This is a genomic window from Pseudobdellovibrionaceae bacterium, from assembly GCA_020635075.1.
In the GTDB taxonomy this organism is placed as follows: Bacteria; Bdellovibrionota; Bdellovibrionia; order Bdellovibrionales; family UBA1609; genus JADZEO01.
On sequence record JACKAM010000001.1, the window covers coordinates 1,834,606 to 1,855,396 of the forward strand.

20 protein-coding genes are annotated in these 20,791 nt (G+C 50.0%); 10 read left to right on the forward strand and 10 right to left on the reverse strand.

What is annotated here, in order from left to right:
* Positions 1-30 precede the first annotated feature (30 nt).
* Positions 31-849 (forward strand): hypothetical protein, encoded by an 819-nt coding sequence (locus H6624_07960; GenBank protein ID MCB9084266.1) that lies wholly within the window; start codon positions 31-33, stop codon positions 847-849.
* A gap of 2 nt (positions 850-851) precedes the next feature.
* On the opposite strand, the gene H6624_07965 is transcribed toward H6624_07960, so the two are convergent.
* From H6624_07965 to H6624_07975, 3 genes are all read right to left on the reverse strand, one after another.
* Positions 852-1,799: a trypsin-like peptidase domain-containing protein gene (locus H6624_07965; GenBank protein MCB9084267.1), complete on the reverse strand. Its 948-nt coding sequence runs from the start codon at positions 1,797-1,799 to the stop codon at positions 852-854.
* A 117-nt stretch (positions 1,800-1,916) separates the two neighbouring features.
* Positions 1,917-2,549 (reverse strand): Crp/Fnr family transcriptional regulator, encoded by a 633-nt coding sequence (locus tag H6624_07970; GenBank protein ID MCB9084268.1) that lies wholly within the window; start codon positions 2,547-2,549, stop codon positions 1,917-1,919.
* 714 nt (positions 2,550-3,263) lie between these two features.
* A complete protein-coding gene (locus H6624_07975; protein MCB9084269.1) occupies positions 3,264-3,533 on the reverse strand; it encodes a hypothetical protein in 270 nt (89 codons plus the stop codon).
* A 286-nt stretch (positions 3,534-3,819) separates the two neighbouring features.
* Here H6624_07975 and H6624_07980 point away from each other — a divergent pair, with 286 nt between their 5' ends.
* Positions 3,820-4,296 (forward strand): hypothetical protein, encoded by a 477-nt coding sequence (locus tag H6624_07980; protein ID MCB9084270.1) that lies wholly within the window; start codon positions 3,820-3,822, stop codon positions 4,294-4,296.
* Here H6624_07980 and H6624_07985 read toward each other — a convergent pair.
* Positions 4,293-5,075, reverse strand: coding sequence for a hypothetical protein (locus H6624_07985; GenBank protein MCB9084271.1), 783 nt, complete (start codon positions 5,073-5,075; stop codon positions 4,293-4,295). The genes H6624_07980 and H6624_07985 overlap by 4 nt on opposite strands.
* A 269-nt stretch (positions 5,076-5,344) precedes the next feature.
* Here H6624_07985 and H6624_07990 point away from each other — a divergent pair, with 269 nt between their 5' ends.
* Positions 5,345-6,088 (forward strand): hypothetical protein, encoded by a 744-nt coding sequence (locus H6624_07990; protein ID MCB9084272.1) that lies wholly within the window; start codon positions 5,345-5,347, stop codon positions 6,086-6,088.
* Position 6,089: 1 nt separating this feature from the next.
* Here the strand turns inward: H6624_07990 and H6624_07995 are convergent, their stop codons facing one another.
* Entirely contained in the window at positions 6,090-7,730 is a 1,641-nt protein-coding gene (locus H6624_07995) for a hypothetical protein (GenBank protein ID MCB9084273.1), read from the reverse strand.
* A gap of 211 nt (positions 7,731-7,941) precedes the next feature.
* Between H6624_07995 and arfB the strand changes: the two genes are divergently transcribed.
* On the forward strand, positions 7,942-8,352 hold the full coding sequence (arfB, locus tag H6624_08000) for an aminoacyl-tRNA hydrolase (GenBank protein ID MCB9084274.1): 411 nt from the start codon (positions 7,942-7,944) through the stop codon (positions 8,350-8,352).
* A gap of 11 nt (positions 8,353-8,363) precedes the next feature.
* Here the strand turns inward: arfB and H6624_08005 are convergent, their stop codons facing one another.
* Genes H6624_08005 through H6624_08015 form a run of 3 tightly spaced genes read right to left on the reverse strand, consistent with a single transcriptional unit; the run spans position 8,364 to position 11,649 of the window.
* A complete protein-coding gene (locus tag H6624_08005; GenBank protein ID MCB9084275.1) occupies positions 8,364-9,347 on the reverse strand; it encodes a hypothetical protein in 984 nt (327 codons plus the stop codon).
* A gap of 44 nt (positions 9,348-9,391) precedes the next feature.
* Positions 9,392-10,075: a response regulator transcription factor gene (locus H6624_08010; GenBank protein MCB9084276.1), complete on the reverse strand. Its 684-nt coding sequence runs from the start codon at positions 10,073-10,075 to the stop codon at positions 9,392-9,394.
* Entirely contained in the window at positions 10,075-11,649 is a 1,575-nt protein-coding gene (locus H6624_08015; GenBank protein ID MCB9084277.1) for a HAMP domain-containing histidine kinase, read from the reverse strand. Before H6624_08015 ends, H6624_08010 begins: the two co-directional genes overlap by 1 nt.
* A 193-nt stretch (positions 11,650-11,842) precedes the next feature.
* Here H6624_08015 and H6624_08020 point away from each other — a divergent pair, with 193 nt between their 5' ends.
* The gene (locus tag H6624_08020) at positions 11,843-13,114 is read left to right on the forward strand and encodes a hypothetical protein (GenBank protein ID MCB9084278.1); all 1,272 of its coding nucleotides are present in this window, start codon (positions 11,843-11,845) and stop codon (positions 13,112-13,114) included.
* On the opposite strand, the gene H6624_08025 is transcribed toward H6624_08020, so the two are convergent.
* Positions 13,108-13,893 (reverse strand): DUF2799 domain-containing protein, encoded by a 786-nt coding sequence (locus H6624_08025; protein ID MCB9084279.1) that lies wholly within the window; start codon positions 13,891-13,893, stop codon positions 13,108-13,110. The two genes, H6624_08020 and H6624_08025, sit on opposite strands and share 7 nt — an antisense overlap.
* 94 nt (positions 13,894-13,987) lie before the next feature.
* Positions 13,988-14,902: an acyltransferase gene (locus tag H6624_08030; GenBank protein ID MCB9084280.1), complete on the reverse strand. Its 915-nt coding sequence runs from the start codon at positions 14,900-14,902 to the stop codon at positions 13,988-13,990.
* Between the two features lie 230 nt (positions 14,903-15,132).
* Between H6624_08030 and H6624_08035 the strand changes: the two genes are divergently transcribed.
* Genes H6624_08035 through H6624_08055 form a run of 5 tightly spaced genes read left to right on the forward strand, consistent with a single transcriptional unit; the run spans position 15,133 to position 20,789 of the window.
* Positions 15,133-17,217: a hypothetical protein gene (locus tag H6624_08035; GenBank protein ID MCB9084281.1), complete on the forward strand. Its 2,085-nt coding sequence runs from the start codon at positions 15,133-15,135 to the stop codon at positions 17,215-17,217.
* Positions 17,201-17,998 (forward strand): MotA/TolQ/ExbB proton channel family protein, encoded by a 798-nt coding sequence (locus H6624_08040; GenBank protein MCB9084282.1) that lies wholly within the window; start codon positions 17,201-17,203, stop codon positions 17,996-17,998. The genes H6624_08035 and H6624_08040 overlap by 17 nt, the downstream gene beginning before the upstream one ends.
* A 2-nt stretch (positions 17,999-18,000) precedes the next feature.
* On the forward strand, positions 18,001-18,579 hold the full coding sequence (locus tag H6624_08045) for an OmpA family protein (GenBank protein MCB9084283.1): 579 nt from the start codon (positions 18,001-18,003) through the stop codon (positions 18,577-18,579).
* 3 nt (positions 18,580-18,582) lie between these two features.
* Positions 18,583-20,175: a hypothetical protein gene (locus H6624_08050; protein MCB9084284.1), complete on the forward strand. Its 1,593-nt coding sequence runs from the start codon at positions 18,583-18,585 to the stop codon at positions 20,173-20,175.
* Entirely contained in the window at positions 20,172-20,789 is a 618-nt protein-coding gene (locus tag H6624_08055; protein MCB9084285.1) for a hypothetical protein, read from the forward strand. The genes H6624_08050 and H6624_08055 overlap by 4 nt, the downstream gene beginning before the upstream one ends.
* Positions 20,790-20,791 lie beyond the last annotated feature (2 nt).

A 20,791-nucleotide genomic window follows, 5' to 3' on the forward strand; every position in this document is an offset into this window, starting at 1 on the left:
CCGATAGTAGAAATAGGACCTAGGTGAGAAATGATCGGGAAATGCTTACAAGAAATCCGTGAAAAAATGGGTTTTCCCAGTGCACGGGCCTTTTATCAGCATCTGGAATCCAGGGCAGACCTGGAATTCAACTACTCCTATTATAAGAGGTTTGAAAACGGCCAGACCCTGCCTTCATCTAAGGTCATCAATAATATAGTGGCTCTTCTGCCTGCCCACTTTGGAGAGGAACTGATCATGGCCTTTTGCTCAGCCAACTTCCCATCCCATGAGCACTTGTTCTCCACCGGGCGTATTAAGCTCCCAACTATGGCTCCTAAACCAAAAAAACCAAAGCCCGGGCAACAAACCGTTATTGTGCAAAGAACCCTCACAGAGCGACAAGTGGGCCTGATTGCCAAGACCCAACACCATTACTATCTATTTTTGCTGTTGGTATTGAGTCGCCACCCACTCAAATATGATGATCTATTGGTTCACTTCCCTGAGTCCGCCCTCAAAGAAGCTTTAAAGGATTTTAAGAACAATAAAATCGCCTTTATTGATGGCGAAGGGATTCAGGCCTCGTACCCCGAATTTCGCTTTCCGGCTGCCGACGGAAAATCGCTCAGCGAACTCTACAGGATCCTTGACCAATACGATTCGGAAAGGCCCAAGTTCTTCACCATGGAGCGACTAAAATCCGCCGAAATGTTCCGGCGGATTTCCCCACGATATATGGATCTGATTCTTTCTCACTTGGATGTCCTCCTCCAGACCATTCGCATGTCTGAGGATGTGGACAGCAGCGCCAACTCAGAAGTGATTTCCTTTTCCCTGCGCTTCCACCGCGGAAAGCTCCCGGGATAAGATCACCTCTGCAGACGACACTGGGGATCGTTGAGGCGAAAGACCCCTTGCCCATCAAAGCAGGCGGCCAATTCGTGGACCCGTTGGGCATAGTTGAATTCAGGTCGCGAACTTCGCCCGCCTCCCTTGGTCACCTCACAGGGGTGATTGGTCCGACAGGGAGTGGGAGTGCTGTCGCTCACGCCGGTGTTGATTAGGGCCACAATTTCCCCACTCACGGCTGACACCAGAGAAGACCCCGAGGAGCCTCCAACCACACTGCACTTATTGCGGAAAGAGCCCGTGAACTCCCATCCACCCTCTTCGAGATCAACCTGCTCCAGGATTTCGCACTGACTTCGGCGCAAATACCTTTCTCTTAGGCCACTTTGGGGGATCCCCACATTAACCACCGGCTCGCCGAGGACAGGCGCCTGCCGGGCAATGGGAAAACCCTGTAGTCCCTTAGCGGCAACTTGGGCTCGGGTGGCGGAGAGTCTCATCAGAGCCATATCGGTTCCCGTCATGGTGGCGTATTCGACTCGCTCAACCTGAAAGGTCTCCCTCTCACGACTAGCGTCGCGAAAATAACGAGCGGTAAAAGACATTCCTCTGGCCGGTGGGCGATCGATAATAAACTCACCTGGGCCAGGATAGCCATTCATCAGGCAGTGACCATTAGTCACGATGTAGGCCGGAGATTGATCACTTCCACCAACATCAATCATGGTGGCCGAACAACCGCCGCCAAAAAAGCCGGCGCTCAGTAAACCCATGGCACCAAACTCTCCGTGCTGCCGGATCGACAAGAGCTCCCAGGCCACACGACCCGAATTCACATCCCGATCAGGAAGCCTTCTCCCATCCTGATCGAAAACACTCTGGGGCCCAAATGCCCAAGCCGAAAATGAAATGGAAATGGAAAACAAAACGGCAAGCTGAAGCTTTAGCCGGCAAAATCCTTTTTGCATGGCAGCCCTCCTCGTATTGGCCTTTTGAAAAAGCCTACCATAGCTCCCGACCAAAGTAGGAAGCTAAAACACTGATTGGCCTCAATGTTCGACTATTTTGTCACACTGCTTACTGGTTTAGTGGGCCGATTGGCGGACCAAATACGAAATCAGGTGAGGGGCTTCCTGACTCTTGAACTCGCTAGCCATCTTCACCAAGGTGGACTCCTCTTCAATAAAGGTCTTACGCCCCACCTTGCGAATGACTCCGCTGCCAATCAAATTGGTAAAGCTTCGCCCCACACCTTCTTGGGTCACTCCGGCCCAAGTGGCCAACTCACGGTTGGTCCAAACACGAGGGCCCAGCTTACGGTTGAAGTACAGAATACCAGCTGCGGTTCTCGCCAACAGGCTCTTGTTGGACAAGACCTGAAGGTGGGTCATCAACTCGCGGAAGTTCTCTGATTGGCTGTGAAAGAAGTGGTAGGCCACAGCTGGAGACTCCTTGACCAGTTTTTTGATGAGTTTCCTGGGGAACAAGTTGAGGGTGGTTTTTTCTCTGGTACGAAATACATCCTGGCAATGACCTTCATCAAACAGGCACTCCAATCCCAAGAGGTCCTTTTCCACCATGATCTGAGCTAAGACAAATTGATTGGCGCCATTTTGGATTCTTCGGTGCAGGGACCCCTGTCTGACCCAGGCGATGCCCTCAAATGGGGTGGTTTTCTGGCTAAGGATCTCGCCTGGATTTAGGTGAACCTCGACCATTTCCTCTCTGAGCTTATCCCAAAGCTCAGAACTCTTATTACTTTCTTTTACCAGAGATCCTGTTAGGCAATGCAAAGGTGATTGGCACTGACTCGTCACGCACGATCCTCAACACAACTGTTAAACAACACAATAAATTGATCGACTTTAATTCTAATAAGGACATGACCATTTCGACAAAAGAATTTTTGTTTCTTAAGCAAACCTTTTGCAAAATACAGCCAAGAGGCTAACTGAGAGTTAAGATGAGATTAAAAGCTGATCTCCGCAAAAGACCGGAAAGTCCCTGTGGAGTTCGCATTCAGAGGGAGAAACCGGACTTGCTTGTTATGACTCCGTAATAATTTGATCCAAATCAGTGTTTCAAAATCATGCATAAATTGTTTAGACAGTTTCAGAAACTTTCCAATTGTTCAGGGGAAACTCAAAGCAATTGATTCTGCTCAAGAATTCCTAGGTGGATTTCAAAGCGAAACAAATCACAGTTCACAACTTACACATTGTCTCAATAAACACCTGAATATTCTCCTTCGATTTCAATAATTTGCCCCTCTCTCACTGGAACGGATTTTGAAACTGAAGTGAATAGCATTGCAGGGGGGAATCAAAAATGAAGGGGAAGGATCGCCGCCTAATAAACGCGGTGAGCGGGTTTCTGCTGTTCGTTGCTTGTTTGATCTTCGGTCTTATCAACGTATCAACAGTTAATGCTGCTCAAACAAATAGAAAACAATTGAAGGTCGCAAATACAAAGGTCGCCCCAAAGACCACGACCAAAATGGTTGAAGTGATCTCATCTGACGAGGTCCCTTCCGTCAAAAAAGTGAAACCAAAGACAGTCTCTAAGCGACTCAAGACAAAACGAGCTGTCAGCAAAACAAAGAAAACAAAAGTTATAAAGAAGACAAGGGTTCGCGCCATTAATAAGCGCTCGTCAAAAGTGACTCGTGCGAAGGGGCAAAGCCGGGATGCTCGCCGAGTCATTCGAGTTTCCTTTAAGGCAACAGAGACTAAACAAAAGCCTGGGGCCACCAAGGTCCCCGTTCAGAAATTAGACTCCATAACATCCAACCCAGGAGGCATGGAGGTCGCACTCATGCCTCGAAATCGTTAACCAACCACACACACAGAATTAGTTCGGGGCAGTCTAGTACGGGGTACTAGGCTGCCTTTTTTTGGACCAAGGTATATGAAGAAACAGCCCGTTAAGGCATGGTGGGCCATTTCGATAATTCGTGATAGCCTAACTTTATATTCCGGGGGCGGGTCGGTGATAATTCGAATACTGATTGCGATCAATGTTTTTGCTTTCTTGAGCCACAGCGTGGCCTGTGGAAAGAAGGGCTTCCGCACCAAAGGCGGTGGGGACGGCCAGAAGCTCGCCGTTTCCTGCCAGGAGTCCGCAGAAGTCAGATTTCAGTGGGACTGGTGTGGCCCTAACATTGTTGCTGGGTCTGATGTGACAGAAGCCTGCTCGGGACGAGTCTTTTACACTGATATGATCTTCTCGGCCATTAAGGTGAAGACCACTCAATATCCGGGCGGGAAATGCCTTTTCGCCAATGGTAATTGGCAAGATGGCACCCCAAATGCCAGTTGTGAGAGAGTCATTTTACGGGACTTTGCTTATGTGGTCGGACCCACCTCACCATTTGTGATCACCGAGTGCTTGAACGGCTCAAATCTGGATCGAGTCTCGGGGGCACTGGCCGAGCCTCGCAGCGAGTTTGTCTCCCAACGGCCCTAGTAACAACCGGCCCCTTCTTTGTGCCAAAAGATGGTCGCCTCCCAAAGAAGACCCCCATCTTTAGTGGCCACCCCAGTCCCAGGATCGAGTGCAAAACGATCTGCAGCCAATGCCTGTATGGTGAGTGCTCCGTTGCGGTATTCGCCTTTTTGGCCAGGATCATTTTTTACAACACACCCCGTCTGGGTGGGAATGAGCCCGCCACTGACAATGGCATCCTCGTCAAAGTGAAGAGAAAACTTCGTCAACTGCACCTGGCCGGGCCCAGCTGCCCCTAATACAAAAGTATCCAGAGCTGTTGTTGTCCCCTTTAAAAAGGAGTTTACACGGGCCTGATAGTCGACAGCCCGTTGAAATCGTCCATTGATGTCCAAAAACCCACCTCGGGAAAGGTGGGCGTTAGCGACGACAATGCGAAAGGGAATCCCCTCGGGAATAAGTTCATGGATTTCCTTAAGCTTTGAGTCCAACATATAAAAGAAGTCCACATGGCGTACATCATACTTATCGTCGTATTCGTGGATATGACGGTCGGTTTCGCCATCGCTTGGAGAGTAAACTTTTGAGGAAGTATCCAGATCGAAGTGGCCAAAGGCCAATCCCGGCCCTGGCTCTCCGCGACCGGGATAGCGAGGATCCTCTCCTCCCTGACCTTCATTTGCTGGCTGCGGTTGATTGGAGTCCGTTCCCGCCTTGTCCATAGAAAAGCGGTTCTCGGAGCAGCTCAAACCCATCACGGCTATCGAAATTGTTAGAAAAAAAAGACGAGGTCCACCCATTGTTCAAGCTCCCGTTATCGCTCAAACAGGTCCCCTCACTGATCATCCAATACATGTTCTTCGCAAGATGCGTTCCAGCCACCCTCGCTCACCTCGCCAAATGAGGTATAGCTGGCGGCAAATTACCGCCAAGGCTTTGGACAGTGTCTAAGCCCCATACATACCAATTTTTCCACAATCCCAGACCAACCTGGCCCTCCTTTTTGGGACATGGTAAGAACATCTTCATGTTTAGAACTCCATTCTCCCCCCTTCTATGGGCCCTATTGGTGAGCGCATTCTCTTGGGGTGATTTCGCCTTTGCTGGATATGATTTTGAAGCCAACGTGACGGCGCGGGCCTATCCCATCGGTGGAACGCTTAATTTTGAAGGCGGCTATGGCTTCCCTACTTGGGGGGCTGACTCCCTAGAATCCAAGGGAGTTTTCTACGGCTATCTTCGTCCGGGGTACCAGGCCAGCACCGCCATCTCCTACAACTCAGGCGAGATCTATTTCGATGTCTTCCCCATTTCTTTCTTTGGCCTGCGGGTGGGAAAAGAATGGATCACCAACACAAAAGAATACAAAGATTACGACTGCGATCGTCTGAACTGCGAAGATGACTTTCAGAAGCAATACATAGAAGGGCGGTTGGCCCTTGGCTATGGCAAGGCCTTTTTTGCCACCCGCTTTCGACAAACGGACCTTTCTGCTGCCACTGAGACACAGAATTTTGCAGAAGAAGTGATGGGTCTTGAAGCTCGTGGCATAGGCGATAGAGTCGAGATTTTGACCTCAGCACTTGGCTACAAGATCTACGAAGACTGGTCAGTTTTGTTTCTCAATGTCTATGGGCAAATGGACAAAATTAAAGGCTTCTCTCGCATGAACACGCTCAATGTGAGTCATCGACGGGGTGAGTACCAGATCATGTTGGGTGTCGGGGAATTCAATTCGCCCTTGGCGCCAAGAGAAGTCACGGCTCTTTTTCAGCTGTCGTGGACTCCCTACCACAGAATTGGCTTCTTTTAGATCAAAAGGCACCACCAGTGGTTTTGAAGGTGGGACGAGGCTTACCATCAGCCTCTTTGATTGGCGATCCACTCTTAAAACCTTGGACACAGGACTTGTCCTGACAGCACTCAGAAATGGTTTCTTTTTGGACGGTAAACAAACTTATAATCTGATCGCCCGCCCGCATTCTCTGGGGGGTCACCTTAACCTCCCACTCGGTGCGACGAGCGCGGTACTGCAAATCCTGAAGAGGTACCTCATGAAACAGCCCTTGGAGGCGGTGGTAGCGAACCGAACTTAGGGCCTCGTGGTGATCCACATAGGCAGTAAAGCCCAAGTACCTTTCAGAATTCTCATAGTGATTGCGAATGCGCGTGACTTTGCCATTGGGGTCTTTGGAAAATTCGACCCATCGTCTTCCTTTCTTCTTTTCAGGCTTAAGCTCCAGAACGGTTCGGTCGCTGTAGCACTGAATGCCCTCGATATGGGGGTAGAACTTCTCAGCCATGTCATCCACCGTGACATAGGTATCTCGCAACCTTTGCTGTTCGTGAAGCGGAAGATTGAAAAAGGCATCGATACCGCCGGGCTCACTAATCAGCGCTGACCCGTGAGTCGCAGCGTAAGCATCTGACCCTCCAAACAAGGTGTCGATGGCCGCCTCTGCCTTTTCTCCCGCCGGAGCTAAGACTGCCGCCACTCCCGCGCCCGCGAATGTCAGAACCCCACTCGAGGACATTTTGCGCAGCCCCCTACCAAGTGCGCGAGCGGCTTTCTTCCCGCCCCCCTTGAGATCATATTTCCCCTTGGGACCATACACGCGGTAGAGTCGGGCGCGCAATGGCACAGGCGGATGGCTGAGATTTCCCTCTCGCACAAGAAAGAAGTCCACCGATTTCCCGGTTGCTATGCGAGTAAGTTTGTAGGTCGAAGCCTTTAGCCCTCGGGTCACCTCGCCATAATTGAACTTGGGAGAGGTTTCCATGTAGTGGGCCACCTTGCCGCCGAGAGAATCACCAAGAAACTCACTTGCCGGCTTCATGGCTTTGCCAAACTCTGTTTTCCCTGAACTCTTGAGGGCATCCACACTGGCAAAGTATCGGTCTCCAGTATCCAGGGCCTTCTCAAACTCCAAAAGAACTCTTGCCCGATTGGTCAGTCGACCTTTCCGATCAAGGAGTCCATTCTCATGCAAATAGGTACGCCCAATCGCCCTATCGGCATCGTTCAAACGCTGCACCAAGGCCTGAACCTGTTCTCTTTCCGCTCCGGACAGCTCGCCAAAATTCACTCCGTGAAGAGAGCCAAGCCTTTCTGCCATCGACCCTTCAGCCACACGCGGCAGATTGTAAGCACGAAGGGTGGACCGATCCTGGCGGATTTTGGCGGCATCATGACGAGCAAGAAAACCCAAGACCTGTTCTTTGTCGAGTTTGGCAATCTCAGGGAACTGAGCGCGAAAGTCCGAAGATTCTAGCAGATGTCTCCCCATTCTCACCACGCGGAGTATGTGAGCCTCCATTTCCATCAGGAATTCGCCTTCAGTCATGGCTTTGGTGGAAAAAGAAAGTGTCAGGCAAATGCCAACCAGGAACCCTAAGAGGGTTCGAAAGAGAACAATAGAACTAAGAAAACTACCTAAGAAGCTATTCGACCTCATGTCCATTTCCCCATATGCACCCCAACCCCTAGGGGTACATACTGTTAACCCGGCCGTCCTGACCTGGTTCTCATTTTAACACAGATCACTCCCCGAAGGGATGAGCGATCCGAGCCGTCTCAAAATGAGACCGGATTAGCGATCTCTCATTGAGGTTTCACCAATTGTTTTCACACCACATTGCATCTAGAATAGGCGACGAGGTGAATGCATGAGTCCAGCAATCTGGGAGAAAATTTTAGACGAACTGGAGTATCGCTACAGCAGGAGCTCGGGTCCAGGAGGTCAACACGTCAATCGAACGGAGTCCAAAGTCGATGTGAGGTGGGACTTGGAGAGCTCCGCCGCTGTGACTGACACCCAGAAAGCGCGCCTACGCCATAAGCTGGCGACCCGCCTCAACAAGGACGGAATTCTGATCATCAGTTGCGACGAATACCGGTATAGAGCTCGCAATATTGAAGAGAGTCAGAGCCGACTTAAAGATCTTTTAACCTCGGCTCTTAAAATCCCTAAGCCGCGCAAAAAAACCAAACCAACCAAATCATCCGTCAAAAAGCGCCTCGAAGGAAAAAAGCAAAGAAGTGATCTAAAGAAATCCCGGGGTAAAATCAAATATTAGGTGGGGAAACCTCACCGAGGGCATTTGGGAAATTCAACCGTGCGGGCCGCTTCACGGGACACCTGTAGAGGCCCAAAGTATCGAATTCCGGAATACATGACTTGAAAGTGCTGAGGTTGAGCCTGACCTGGGTCTTCGACATAAATCCCCCTGCTCTTGTCTTCAGGCCATTGGACGCGCTTCATCTCCTCCACTTTCGCCGAGGGTCGCAATTGCCAGTGGAGACTCCCACCTTTGCCGAAGACAACGACACTCATATCACGCTCCTCAAAACTGCGAAAACTCTCGGTACTGGGCTCTCCCCACTTAAAGCGGATACGACAATCATCAGCCGAGGAAACCTCAGCTTCCAACTGCGGCGGTTCAGGGAGAGCCATTTCCTGAGAAACCACAAAGGCCCCCTCCACTCTTTGGCCGTTTTCCATGAAGACCTGTAAGTGATAGAGCCCGGGGACAACCTGAATTTGGTTGCCTCCGGTGGCGACATGAAAACGAAAACTGTCGGGCTGTTGACTCGTAGACACCTGTAGTGCATCGCCTCCTAGGCTATCGAGAACTGCTCTTTTATCCTGGCCCTGCAAGAGCCACACTTGAGCTCCTTTGACTTTAGTGCCATGGGTTTGACCCTGAAGGTGAACAGAAAAGTGATTCCCCATGCTGCCCTGGGTGGTGCGAATCTGAAACTGTAATTCATCGATAACTTGAGGCACATTCCATTCCGTGGGCAATCGGCCGCGCCCACGAATAAACTGGCGGCGGAGGAAGTTCGCCACCTGGTCCTGAATAACCGAATCATGAAATCCAAAACGAAGTAGGCGGCCGGCGGTAATCAATACCTGTTCTTGGTTTTTGCTGATGCTCAACCTTTGCGCCCGCTCCCAGTCCTGACGAAGGGATAAAAGGTCTCCCTCCTCTCCTAGGGCATCCGACTCGGAGAAAAGAAGGGAGATACACACAAAAATTATGGCTATTAAGCGGAGATATTTAAGCGCCATTTTCTAATCTTACCAATCCCTTCAGATCTTGTGTCATTTTCATGTCAACTCTTTGTCTCTTTTTTGAGGCGATAGCCTACTCCCCTAATGGTCTCGACTAGGTCGTCCTTGATTTTCTGTCTCAGCTGAAGAATGTGGTTATCAACGGTTCGCGTGGTGGGAAAGGCATCTATTCCCCACACCTGATTTAGGAGTTCATTGCGGGTAAACACCTTGCCCGGGTTTTCCATAAGCAGGTGTAGAAGATCAAACTCCAGCTTCTTTAATGAGATGTCCTGCCCCTCAAAAACAACCCTTCTCTCTGAAGGGTCTAGTTCGATGCCGGCAAAGCAAAGTTTTTTTTCTTTCGCCGAAGGGCTTCGCCCACTGCTCAGATGGCGCAAATGGCTGCGTATGCGAGCCACCAACTCTCGGGGTTCAAATGGTTTGGTCATATAATCATTAGCCCCAAGCTCCAATCCCAAGACCTTGTCCACAACCTCAGAGCGAGCCGTCAGCATGATAATGGGCCCGACAAATCCCTGATTCCTAAGCTCCTTCATAAAGTCAATCCCCTGGCCGTCTGGTAACCCCCAATCCAAAATCGCCGCTTGGGCGGAGAAATCTCCAGCCACCATTCGTGCCTCAGAGAGAGTTTTCGCCAGCTTCACTTCAAACCCTTCACCGGCGAGAATCCCCATCAAGGGTTCGTAAATATTCTGTTCGTCCTCTAGAAGAAGTATTTTAATCATCTCTCCCCACCCTCTACACATTCGACTCCAGGAATGTAGATACAAAATCGCGTTGGACTTCTTTTAGCGACTAGGTTTCCACCCATAGCCTGAGCCACGCGATAGACAATACTCACTCCCAATCCCATACCGGAGCTTTCTGAGGACTTTGAAAATGGTGTCCCGATTGCCGACAATGCTGCCTCCGGCAGGTCTCCACTATCCTGGACCTCAATAACGCCTCTCTCGCCTTCAACACGGGCGCTGATTTGAACCGGGGGTTTGCCATGAGTGAGTGCATTACGAACAAGATTCTCGACGCAAATAGTAATCCAATAGGGATCAACTTTCCAAGGCTTGGATGCCCCAGATCTTTGCACACCCACATCGCCTGAGAAACCCTCAGCAACATCAAGAAGCAAGTCGTCTATCGACTCCACCGGCACGCAGTTGATGCGCAGGGGCCCAGAGGCATTCGTCTGCAAATAGTCTTTACTGACATAGATGACCTTTTGTAAACGCTGGACTTCGTCGACCATTCTTAACAGCTCACCTTGGCTTTCCTCGTCGAGATGGTCGAACTGCTCCCGCAGCTTTTCCAATGAGAGATTGATACTTGTGGTCGGAGTCCGCAGTTCATGGGTGAGAGTATGCATAATGAGAAGCCTCTCTCTCTCGGCCCGTCGTTTTCCTAAAAGGAAGACACCAACCCACAGAAAGAAAAAGAAACCCGCACCAGCCCCACTCGCCCAAGCCACCCGGGTGAATCTCTGGAGGTCTTCTTCCAAGGAAACTAGATCTCTCAAGAGGCAATAGGACCCAGCTCTCACACAGCCCATTTTCTGACTCGAAATCATTTGCAGATAGTTAGCCTGGAGAGCCCGCAGAAATGAAGCACCATTAATAAATAAATAAGATCCATTCCCATCGCGAATTCCTACAAGCTCAGGCCCAGGAATGAGAGGACTTTGCTCCTCCATGGCCAGAATTTGTCCAGGCCACAATTGGGCAAGAAGTTGTTCTGTTTCACCGAGAGCCACTCCATGCTTGAGTAGACTTCGACTCTCCAAAACGTGAGTCCATTTCCATGCCTGATCAGGTAGCTGTAATCCATCTTTCTTCGAGTGCTCCATTGCCAGTAGAACGTAGCTTGGCCCCAACGGACTCAAAAAAGGCTCGGACGTGAAGAACTCCTTACCTAAAGATTGCACATGTCCGCATTGAAACTGAATCCAGAGGAAAAACTTATTCACTAAAGGCGAGCGGCTGTCGACAGTGAGTGCGGGCTCACAGTTTTCTGCATATTCGAGCAGGGAGCCTAAAAGCTGTTCTTCCTCCGGAGCCATCAAGGGAAAGTACTCATGGGGGTCTACTAATTCAAATTTTTCCCTCAGCGCAATAACATCGCTCAGTTTCAACTCACCAACGGCTCGGCCTCGGTGAGCAATTTTGCCAAGGGTATGACTCACATCATCGGCCAGCTCTTCCGTGGATTCCCCAAGAAATCGACTGATGATTCTGCCATGACCATAGGTGTAGCCGAGGATCAACAGACAGAGAATAAACAAGAGTGAAGTAACTCGCAAACTCATCCCCCATGATTGCATCTGCATTCTTGGATGACCGCAACCCTTTACACTCTGCAAAGAAACCCTGCCGATCTCACATTGAGATGAGTAAAGTTTGTTCAGGGACCAACACTTGTACAGAGGGTCCTTATGAGGGCACCCCTGCGGTCTCCAACCATGCATAGGTTTTGCAGTGCTATAGATTGGGGACCTGGACATGGGGAAGTGTCAATTGGATAAGGTTTTAGCTGCGACTCTCATTATCCTATCGATGGGATGTGGGGCTTCTTTTGAATCGAACGTGGGCGAAGAATCTTCTGACAACTCTCACAGCGCAGGAGGGGAACCGCAGCCCCAACCTCAACCACAACCACAGCCGCAACCTGAATCAAATCAGGACATTCTGACCTACTGCCCAATGTCACTCTCGCCTGTTCCGGACGACTTTAACGGCCGGACGGTCACGCGCGTCTGCCCACCGGGAGATAATCGACCCGGATGCGACACCAACTCACTTCAAGCAGCTGTCAATAGCGCTGGCAATGGCTCAAGAATCGAAGTCGTTAACGGTAGCGTCGATTATCAAGAGTGTGCGGTAATCCCTGTTACCAAGGAGGGAATTGAGATCGTTGGTGTTTGCGGACGCCCAGTGCTGCGCAATAGCGTTTGTCAAAAGAAGGGTTACTTTCTTAATTTAGGAAAGAACATGACCTTCACTCATTTGGAGATTACGGGGGTCAGCATCTCAGCTGGTGATGGGGGCAACGGGGCTGCCATTCGCGATCAAAGCCTCGGCGGCCTTACTGTTAGGAATAGTTACTTCCATCACAATCAAAATGGAATTCTTGGCGGTGCCGGCGAGGTTTTGCTTGAATCGTCCAAATTTGAGGCTAACGGATCCTCGGTTGATCCAGGCTACACTCACAACATCTACATGGGTTCAGAAGTCACTCATTTGATAATACGCAATAGTCTCTTTCTCCGTGCCCGCCATGAGGGGAACAATCTCAAATCAAGGGCTCAGAAAATGACATTTGAGTGTTCTGTTTCCGCTTCCCTTGACGGCGTCGACAGCCGAGAAATGGACATCTCAGAAGGTGGAGATGTCGTCATAAAAAACAGTTTGATTCAACAAGGTGTTAACAGCTCAAATTCCAACTTGATTGGTTTTGCCACTGAGTCCGGAAACCCGGATCGGCGTCACTCGGCTCAGAGCCTGACAATTCAAGACACCTTGATGATCAATGACAAAGGCAGTGGCAGCTTTATTCTGTACAATGCGTTTAATGGCTTTAGACTAACTCTCAGCAACCTGACAACTGTAGGCCCCGGGTCCATCAAGGTGAATAACAACAGTGGAACTGAGACTGTAACTGAAAACAACACCCAATCTTATGGCTCAAGGGCTGGAGCCAGTCTCCCCGTCGTCAGCAACAACCACATGGATCTGCCAAAACCACCGGGATGCCCTGAGTTCGAATACTACTGAAGTGAGTTGCGTTCAGTTTTGAGACTTCCAATCTCTTTGCGCAAACTATCTTGCTGGTTTCTGGCGGACTTAATAGAACGCTCGACCCGACGGATATCGTCAGTCAACTCCTCCCGTTGCCTGATCGCTGCCTCTTCCGCCGGAGATAGCTGTTGCTGCCCCGCCGAGGCCTTGGTTACCGCCTTTTTTTGAACAAGGGGAACACGGCGAAGTCGAAAGGTCAGGTTGTTCCTTTCCCTCTCCCCTTCAGCGATTTTAGCGTCAAGGGCCTTTATCTCGGCCTCTTTATTTTCAATTTGAGTTGTTAAATAAACCTTTCGGCCTTCATAGTAGCGCTTCAAAAAGGCCTCTTCGTCCTGTTCCACACAAACATTTTGGTAGGCCTGCCCCTGGGCTCCAACTCGATAGCCATTGTCGGGTTTGCAGTAAGCAACAATCCCTTTGTTATAAGCGGTTTTCAGTTTGGGGACATCAGAGGAACTACACATATCGTAGTTGAAGTTCTCGCCCTTCTTTCCCACTCCATAGGCCGACTGCGGCTTACAATAGTCGTCCATCCCGGATTTGAATCCGCGATCTAGATTTCCCCAATGAATCTCTGCCTCCACCTTTTGGCAACTCTTGACATAGTCGTCAGCGTCCAAGCGCTTGCCCGACATGGCCACCTTTTGTCCATGAGAAAACCAATTGGTTTTGTTGCACTCTTTGCGCAGAAAATAGGAAGCACAACTGGAGAGGGATAAACTCAGAGCCAACAAGATCAGGTGACGCCATACCATGGTGGATTCCTCCTTTGTCTTAGGGTCAGCCACCAATGGTCTGCAGTCAATAATGTGGTCCGGATCAGCCAAAAGGCCAGGGAGAGCTCAGTCGTCAGGTCAGGCAAGGTTCAGGCTGCGATTGCCCCAGATGATCCATCAATTCATCTTTTCTTTCCCACAACTCTTGGACCCAGTCCTTAGCTGCCTGACGATAGGCTGGATCATCTGAGTAATGGCCTTTGCGGAGGCGAGGAGGTATTTCATACTGAGAGACCCGCACCACGATTCGCCGCATCCGTCCTGTCACCAAATCCCAAAATTTGGTGGCTCCCTCGGGAAAGACAATCGTCACATCCAAAATAGCGGCAAATTGGTCTCCCATGGCTTCCAGAGCGTAGGCAAAACCACCAGCCTTTGGGCGGAGTAAATGGCGATAGGGTGAATTCTGCCTTTCGTGCTTTTCCGGCCGAAAGCGAGTGCCCTCAAGAAAATTGAGGATCGAAACCGGGACCCCCCGAAATCTCTGGCAGGCTTTTCGAGTTGCCTCCAGATCTTTGCCTCTCAATTCTGGATGAGCCAACAATTGAGAAGGCGTGTATCTTTTCATAAAGGGAAAATCCAAGGCCCACCAGGCCAAACCCAGCATCGGGAAATAAAGCAATTGTTGCTTGAGAAAAAAACGAATGAACGGGATCTTCCTGTTAAAGATGTGCTGCAAAACGAAAATATCAACCCATGATTGATGATTGCAGGTGATAAAATAAGATGTCTTTTTGCTCAGGTTCTCAAGGCCTTTAATGTCCCAATGAATCGGCTGGCCTAAACTCACGATAGCGCTATTTCCGGAAATCCAGGTCTCGGCTATCCAAACCAAAACTGGACTCCACAGACGTCTCCAGGCGGCCAAGGGTAGGATGACTTTCACAAAGGTCACCAAATACAGAGTCGGCACCCAAATCATGACATTGAGAAGACAAAGAGCTGTGGAAATACACCCCACAACTGAACCAGGAAGAAAAGACAGCATAATTGGACCTCTGGATCTATTTGACCTGACCATATATCACTACATGCTCAATTGGTCCACCTAACGCAATGCCCTAGTTCGAAAGCCCCTGACCTTTGCCCTCTCTATGTCCCACTGACTTCAGCAAGGTTGTCCCCTCCCTAGTCCAAAACCGGACTCCCCTCTCAAAGAAGCCATTCCTAATATAGATAGATCAACCTTCGATATCATCTCACTCAAGGAATCAAGACTTGCTCCCCTTCCTTTTGCTTTTGGCCACTCTTCTCCTTCCCAACCCCGCCTTGGCAAAGGAAGATGATCGCCTCAGGATGGTTGTGCACTTTGGCGCGGCGGACTCGCAACAGTGGTGGCAGGCCAAGGCACTTGAGGACTCGTCAGAAAAATTCATAGCGGGGTTTCAAAAGCTCCAGGTGGTGACCGCGCCCAAAAAATTTCTCGACTGCCAAAAACTTCACTGTCGGGTCAATGCCCTCCATGATGCAAGAATCTCTTACCTGTGGATGGGGGAGCTTCAGGATCAAAGGCTTCAATTCCAGATCATGGAGATTCCCTCCCGGGCTATCTTAAGCTCCGGCACTATGACCCTCGGACGGACAGCCGTCGCCTCTCAGGTGCAGGCTCTCCAGGCCGTTCGCCCACTTGTCCGCAAGGGAGGAATTATCGACCAGGTATTTGCGCGTCAACAGGCGCACCGCTGGCTGGTTCCCGAGGCTCTTTCAGCAATTGTGAATCTACAGCAGTTCGGATTTTGGTCAGCCCTTCTCGCCCTGCTGGGAGGAGTCGCATGGGGATACCTGCTCCTCATTGGCGGACGTTTTGTACTTGGGACCTTTCACGGAATCGAGACCATCTGGCACTGGAACCTGTTTCAGTTGGTTCATTCGTGGATCGAAGTTTTTCTTGCGAAATTCTTTCTCCTCCTCATTTATCTGACACCCTCTTTAGGCTTAGCCCTGTTCCTAACCGGAAAGCAAGATGCTATACAACAGCTCACCTGGTTTTTGATTTTTCCCACAATTGGGCTTATTCAAATCGCTATCTTTGTCTTGTTGTCCAGCCTGTTTACTCTGAGGCTGGATCGCAAAAAAGTGAAAGACAGGGTCAAAGACAACGATGTCTGGAATGCCGAAATCAGCCGCTACCTGATGGGGTATTATCAAAGACTCGGCTTAGACATTCCACTCTCGATCATCGAGCCCATCCGCTTTTTGCCAGGAACTTCATTGGACATTTTGACTTATGGGGGACTGTTCACACGCCCCCGCATCGTCATTCCCTTTCAGATGTTGGACTATGCCATTGGCGAACCGGAGGTGGCTACTCAGGATAAATTGGATCGGGCGCCGGTCGCCGCCAACGAGAGTCTCGGCCTCGTACTGCCCAAGAAGCGCGACAAGGTGTTAGGCGGAAAAACTTCGGAGAAGGCCTTGGAAAAAGCCATCACCAAATCCAAATTCTACCTTACCCCCAAGCAAGCCATGCTTTACCTCCAAGATCACACCCAGCCTCCCATGGAGGCCTCCGCCGGCGTGTGGGGACACATCCGTCCACAGCGCAGTGGAGATTCGGTACCGCTGATCTCCGACAGTCTTCAGGATTTACAGATCGTCGAAGAGCTCTTAACTGAACACCATGTGAAGTTTGCCAAACTACAGTTTGAGGAAGATTACGACGACACCGATCCCACAGATTTGGATTTTCTTTTTGGCATTCTTCTTCGTGAAATTGGCCGCGTTCACCGAAGAGAGCACTACATCCTCACCTGGGCTCATTACTTGAATGACTGGCGCCTCGGGTTTTCAGACCGTCTCGCCAAAGTCTACGATTGGTGTCTAAATTTTTACAAGGATCACTTTTCTAAACACCCGGCATATTTGGCCGATGCCTACGTCGTCCTCCACCACGGTCGCCATCACCTGGCTCAATATATGTATTACTGGATGACCGGTCGGACTCACCTCCTCACCCATCGTGCCAACCGACAGCAGTTACTCAAGGTTTCAGACACTATATTTGACACCCTCCGAGTTGTACCGCCAGGCGATGCGGAACTTAAGAGAAACCGGGCCACGCCCCTTAACAGGATTATCTGGCTCTCCCAATTTTTTTCTTCAGGATTGCCTGATTTTCCCATCAAAAAGTCCAAACCCTATATTCCAATTACCGTTGGGCTTCTGGCCGCTACACTCCTAGGCTTTAAGGTATTGGAAGCCGTGGAATACCGACAGGTCTATGATCAGCGCATTGAAGATGTGAAGAAACAAATCGAAGACTACTACAAGAACAAGGAGAAGGAAGATGGCCCAGGAAGGTAGCTTCTACAAGGCAATTACCCGGCGAGCCCTGATTATCAATCAGACAGCTGCAGGAGCAGGACTCAGTGGATTGCTGGGTTTTATTCTCATGGGGGCCATTGCCTCGGTGTTTTTTATCACTGAGAACTATTTCATCTCCATGTTCACTATTTCCATTGGTCTGCTGATCTACGTCAGCGGCTCAGACGTCACGCGAATTGGTGTCTCTGCCTTTACCATCTTCTTTTCCAGCAAACACTTGGTCGGCCGCGCCGCCTATATGCAGGACACCTTGGCGGCTCTTACCGAGATTCTCCGCATAAAGCGCAGCAAGACCGGGGATTACGTTGGCAACCCAATTGCAGAAAAGTCTAAGATCACCCTGCCGAACAATCCGCTGGCCCTGGATATTCAGAAACTCCAGGAACACCAAAAGGACAGTCAGTACGCCGAGTACCTGGCTCATTCCTATTACGTTCAGTGCCACGAACTCTATGAATTTTCCTCGGACAATTTTGACTTTGTCAGTAATGCCATGCCGCTGTTTGGACTAATTGGAACCATTGTCGGATTGATTGCCATGTTCGATACCTTGGGGGCGGATGTCACTGTTGAAGCCTTGTCGCCTCAGCTTGCTCTCGCTCTTAAGACAACTTTGTATGGAGCTGTTTTTTCGTCGATCTATAAGATCATTGGCGCCCGTTTTCAACAGCGCCTTAAGGCCCTGGACTACGACTACGAAGCCTTCCTGAAAGCTCTACAAACTCTGGTTGCCAATAAAATTAGCGTCGAGGTGGATTAACAATGAGATCGATTGGACAACGCAAAGAATCTGGCTCATGGCAGATCATTTATATGGACCTGATGACGATGATCATGGTGTTTTTTGTCATTCTGTGGTCGATCAACCAAGGCAAGGACGTTGGGATCAGTGACACAATAGGGGATCAGACCGCCAACATGGTCAACCTCCCTGGTGACGTCTTGTTTAACCCCGGCAAACATAACATCACGCAAAGGGGCAGTGAAATTTTTAAGGAGCTTTTCTCCTCAAATGGTGAGTCCGTGTTGACCTTTGAGACCAATGCACTCACCAAGCGGATGCTCATCATTCACGGCCACACGGATGCCGACGGCAAAAAGTCAGAGAACATCGACCTGGGCTACAACCGGGCCGTGGCCGCCTACAACGAAATTCGCAAACACAGCGAGAATATTCCGGATCACGTGATCATTTGCACTCACGCGGACAACTCCCCTGCACAGGAGGTCCCAAAGTTTGAAGGCAAGATCACAACAGCACAGAGAGATGCCCTGCGGGCTGCAAAAGCCCGAAACAGAAGAATCACCATTGAAGACAAAGTCTTGGATAGATTGAAATAGAACATGATTTCATTTGGCAGCAAACTCATATTCTGGTGCTTCTTTGCCGCAATTCTCGCCGTCCTGCTTGTATTTTCTGATTCCAGCCAAGTGGAAAACCTGCGTGAGCTAGAACCCTTAGCCACCTTTGCCATCGGCTTAATGGCGGTCTTGGTAGGAGGCATTGTCTTTCGCGCCACCCGCCCGCGAAACCCGTCCGCCTACCGATTCAATGTCCACTTCAAAAAGAAACCTAAGGAAGATATTCTCCTTTTTCATATTGGCCAGGTTTACTTTTCAGTCGCCCGAAACGAAGACGACCCGGTTATTGATATGCCCTACTGGCTGCAAAGACTCCTCACTCCAGCCTGCTTTCTGATGGTGGGGCTTTTGGCCTTTAGTCACCGGGAGATTGGTTTGCTCGAAAAGTTCCCTGCTCAAATGTCCCTTGGCAAAACACCCACGTGTGAGGATCCAAACGAATCCATGCAGAAGGCCGAGGAGAGACCTGAATGTCAGTTGGTTTTGCGGGCTTTTCGACTCGGCTATGCAACCGAATTGGGTGACTGTGGCAACGTAGAGACGGGTCCACCAAAACTCTGCTTTTTGCGCCAAAAGGACGAACCCTATCTTCACTATGCATCACGTCTTCTGGCTGGTGCCTACCACACCACCGTCAGCCAGTTTGATCAACAGAATCTAGATGCCACCAAAGCCAAGTGGCAACAGGACATGGATCGACTGGAATCCATCACCCACTCCAAGGTAGCCGAGGCAACAGGACAAGCCCGCTCACGTCATTTCATCTTAAGCAATCTTGCTCCTCCGGAAAATCCCACCTGGATGAAAATAAAGGACGTCTTCCGTCCGAGCCGGTGTATAGATGAATTTTCCATCCTGCCCAATCGTATTCCCGACCCCACTGATCAAGCCTCCTTGAGCCAATCCTTCCTCATGGCATCAGGCCACTTGTTGTTTGACCCCAAGTATCGCCAAACTGTTTCGGCTTGTAAGGAGTACCAGTTTCTGTGGAATGTATCTCTTGGTACCTGCACGGACATGATCAAAGAGCCCCTACCTCATCTGGTCCGACTCGGGATTCTTCAGCCCATTGAAGATCTTCTTGCCCGTCATCGCCACAAAGCTCTCAGTGATCCCCTCGCTCGTCTACCCAAGACTGAGCAAGTGGTCTCCATTAGCTGTCTCGAATACGGCCACACCACGGTGTCTGCTCTACGCAGGACCATTACGGTCAACGGCAACAAAGTGGCCTTAAAGGTCCTCCGCTATCCGAGTCTGGAGTTTAAGACTGGAGACTCCGTCGAAGTTCTCAAGATGGTTTCGCGGCTGGCGACCGGTAAATTCCACTACGGAAAACTCATGAGCCGGGCCAGTTTGTCCACCGAAAATCCAATTGAAGTCACGGAAGATCTTATGGCCGACCCCTACTTTCGCATGACCCGCCTGGCCTTTCTCGAAGATCTCGATGTTTTTCTCGGGCCATCCTGGATATTGGACCGCCGAGACTTGTTAGAAGTCTACCCTTATTACATGCACCTCAATCACTTTGTTAACAGCTTCCGCCTTAACTATGCCCAGTCTAGGGGGCGTCTATGAACAAGGTATTTGTACTGGTGCTATCCATCTGTTTTGCACCACTAATGTTTGCCAGTGAGGGACAAAGCCCCTCCGCTTTTTCCCAACTGGATAGGCAGGTGTACATTGAGCAAAGCCTTGTAGCCCTTGGCAAATCCAAGAAAAGGGATATTGAGAATCTCTATAAATTCCTTAGAATTGTCCGCACCAATAACTGTGTCCCCGTGGTGAAACAGCTGGGTATCCAATGTATGATCGAAACGGCCAAACGGAACTGCGCCAACAAGGGGAAAAAGGCCAGGGACCTTTGCCAGCGAGTTTCCGATGTGATCATCGCCACCCTTTTTGAAGAGCCCAGAATTGTCGATAGACGAATGAAGTCCAAAATCGCCAAAGCCACGACCGGATCTATCCGTGAAGCGGTTTATGAGGAGATGAAGCGCCACTATGCCATTCTTTCACTGGATCTTATGGCTGACCCGGGTTGGGAGTGCAATGCGCAAGATCTAAAGTGTCTTTCCCGAGGTATTCATCGTTACTGCGAAAAGTATTCGGACTCCAAAAGTGGCTCCTGGCAAGGCTGCGCCAGTGGTCTGGTTTGGTACATTGGTTTAAATCGAAACGAGAGGTCCTAGTT

What these genes read in the sequence shown, in the direction of transcription:
- H6624_07960 (MCB9084266.1), top strand. Translation starts at nt 31, where the DNA reads ATGATCGGGAAATGCTTACAAGAAATCCGTGAAAAAATGGGTTTTCCC.
- H6624_07965 (MCB9084267.1), bottom strand. Translation starts at nt 1,799, where the DNA reads ATGCAAAAAGGATTTTGCCGGCTAAAGCTTCAGCTTGCCGTTTTGTTT.
- H6624_07970 (MCB9084268.1), bottom strand. Translation starts at nt 2,549, where the DNA reads ATGGTCGAGGTTCACCTAAATCCAGGCGAGATCCTTAGCCAGAAAACC.
- H6624_07975 (MCB9084269.1), bottom strand. Translation starts at nt 3,533, where the DNA reads ATGACTCGGCGAGCATCCCGGCTTTGCCCCTTCGCACGAGTCACTTTT.
- H6624_07985 (MCB9084271.1), bottom strand. Translation starts at nt 5,075, where the DNA reads ATGGGTGGACCTCGTCTTTTTTTTCTAACAATTTCGATAGCCGTGATG.
- H6624_07995 (MCB9084273.1), bottom strand. Translation starts at nt 7,730, where the DNA reads ATGAGGTCGAATAGCTTCTTAGGTAGTTTTCTTAGTTCTATTGTTCTC.
- arfB (MCB9084274.1), top strand. Translation starts at nt 7,942, where the DNA reads ATGAGTCCAGCAATCTGGGAGAAAATTTTAGACGAACTGGAGTATCGC.
- H6624_08005 (MCB9084275.1), bottom strand. Translation starts at nt 9,347, where the DNA reads ATGGCGCTTAAATATCTCCGCTTAATAGCCATAATTTTTGTGTGTATC.
- H6624_08015 (MCB9084277.1), bottom strand. Translation starts at nt 11,649, where the DNA reads ATGAGTTTGCGAGTTACTTCACTCTTGTTTATTCTCTGTCTGTTGATC.
- H6624_08020 (MCB9084278.1), top strand. Translation starts at nt 11,843, where the DNA reads ATGGGGAAGTGTCAATTGGATAAGGTTTTAGCTGCGACTCTCATTATC.
- H6624_08025 (MCB9084279.1), bottom strand. Translation starts at nt 13,893, where the DNA reads ATGGTATGGCGTCACCTGATCTTGTTGGCTCTGAGTTTATCCCTCTCC.
- H6624_08030 (MCB9084280.1), bottom strand. Translation starts at nt 14,902, where the DNA reads ATGCTGTCTTTTCTTCCTGGTTCAGTTGTGGGGTGTATTTCCACAGCT.
- H6624_08040 (MCB9084282.1), top strand. Translation starts at nt 17,201, where the DNA reads ATGGCCCAGGAAGGTAGCTTCTACAAGGCAATTACCCGGCGAGCCCTG.
- H6624_08045 (MCB9084283.1), top strand. Translation starts at nt 18,001, where the DNA reads ATGAGATCGATTGGACAACGCAAAGAATCTGGCTCATGGCAGATCATT.
- H6624_08050 (MCB9084284.1), top strand. Translation starts at nt 18,583, where the DNA reads ATGATTTCATTTGGCAGCAAACTCATATTCTGGTGCTTCTTTGCCGCA.
- H6624_08055 (MCB9084285.1), top strand. Translation starts at nt 20,172, where the DNA reads ATGAACAAGGTATTTGTACTGGTGCTATCCATCTGTTTTGCACCACTA.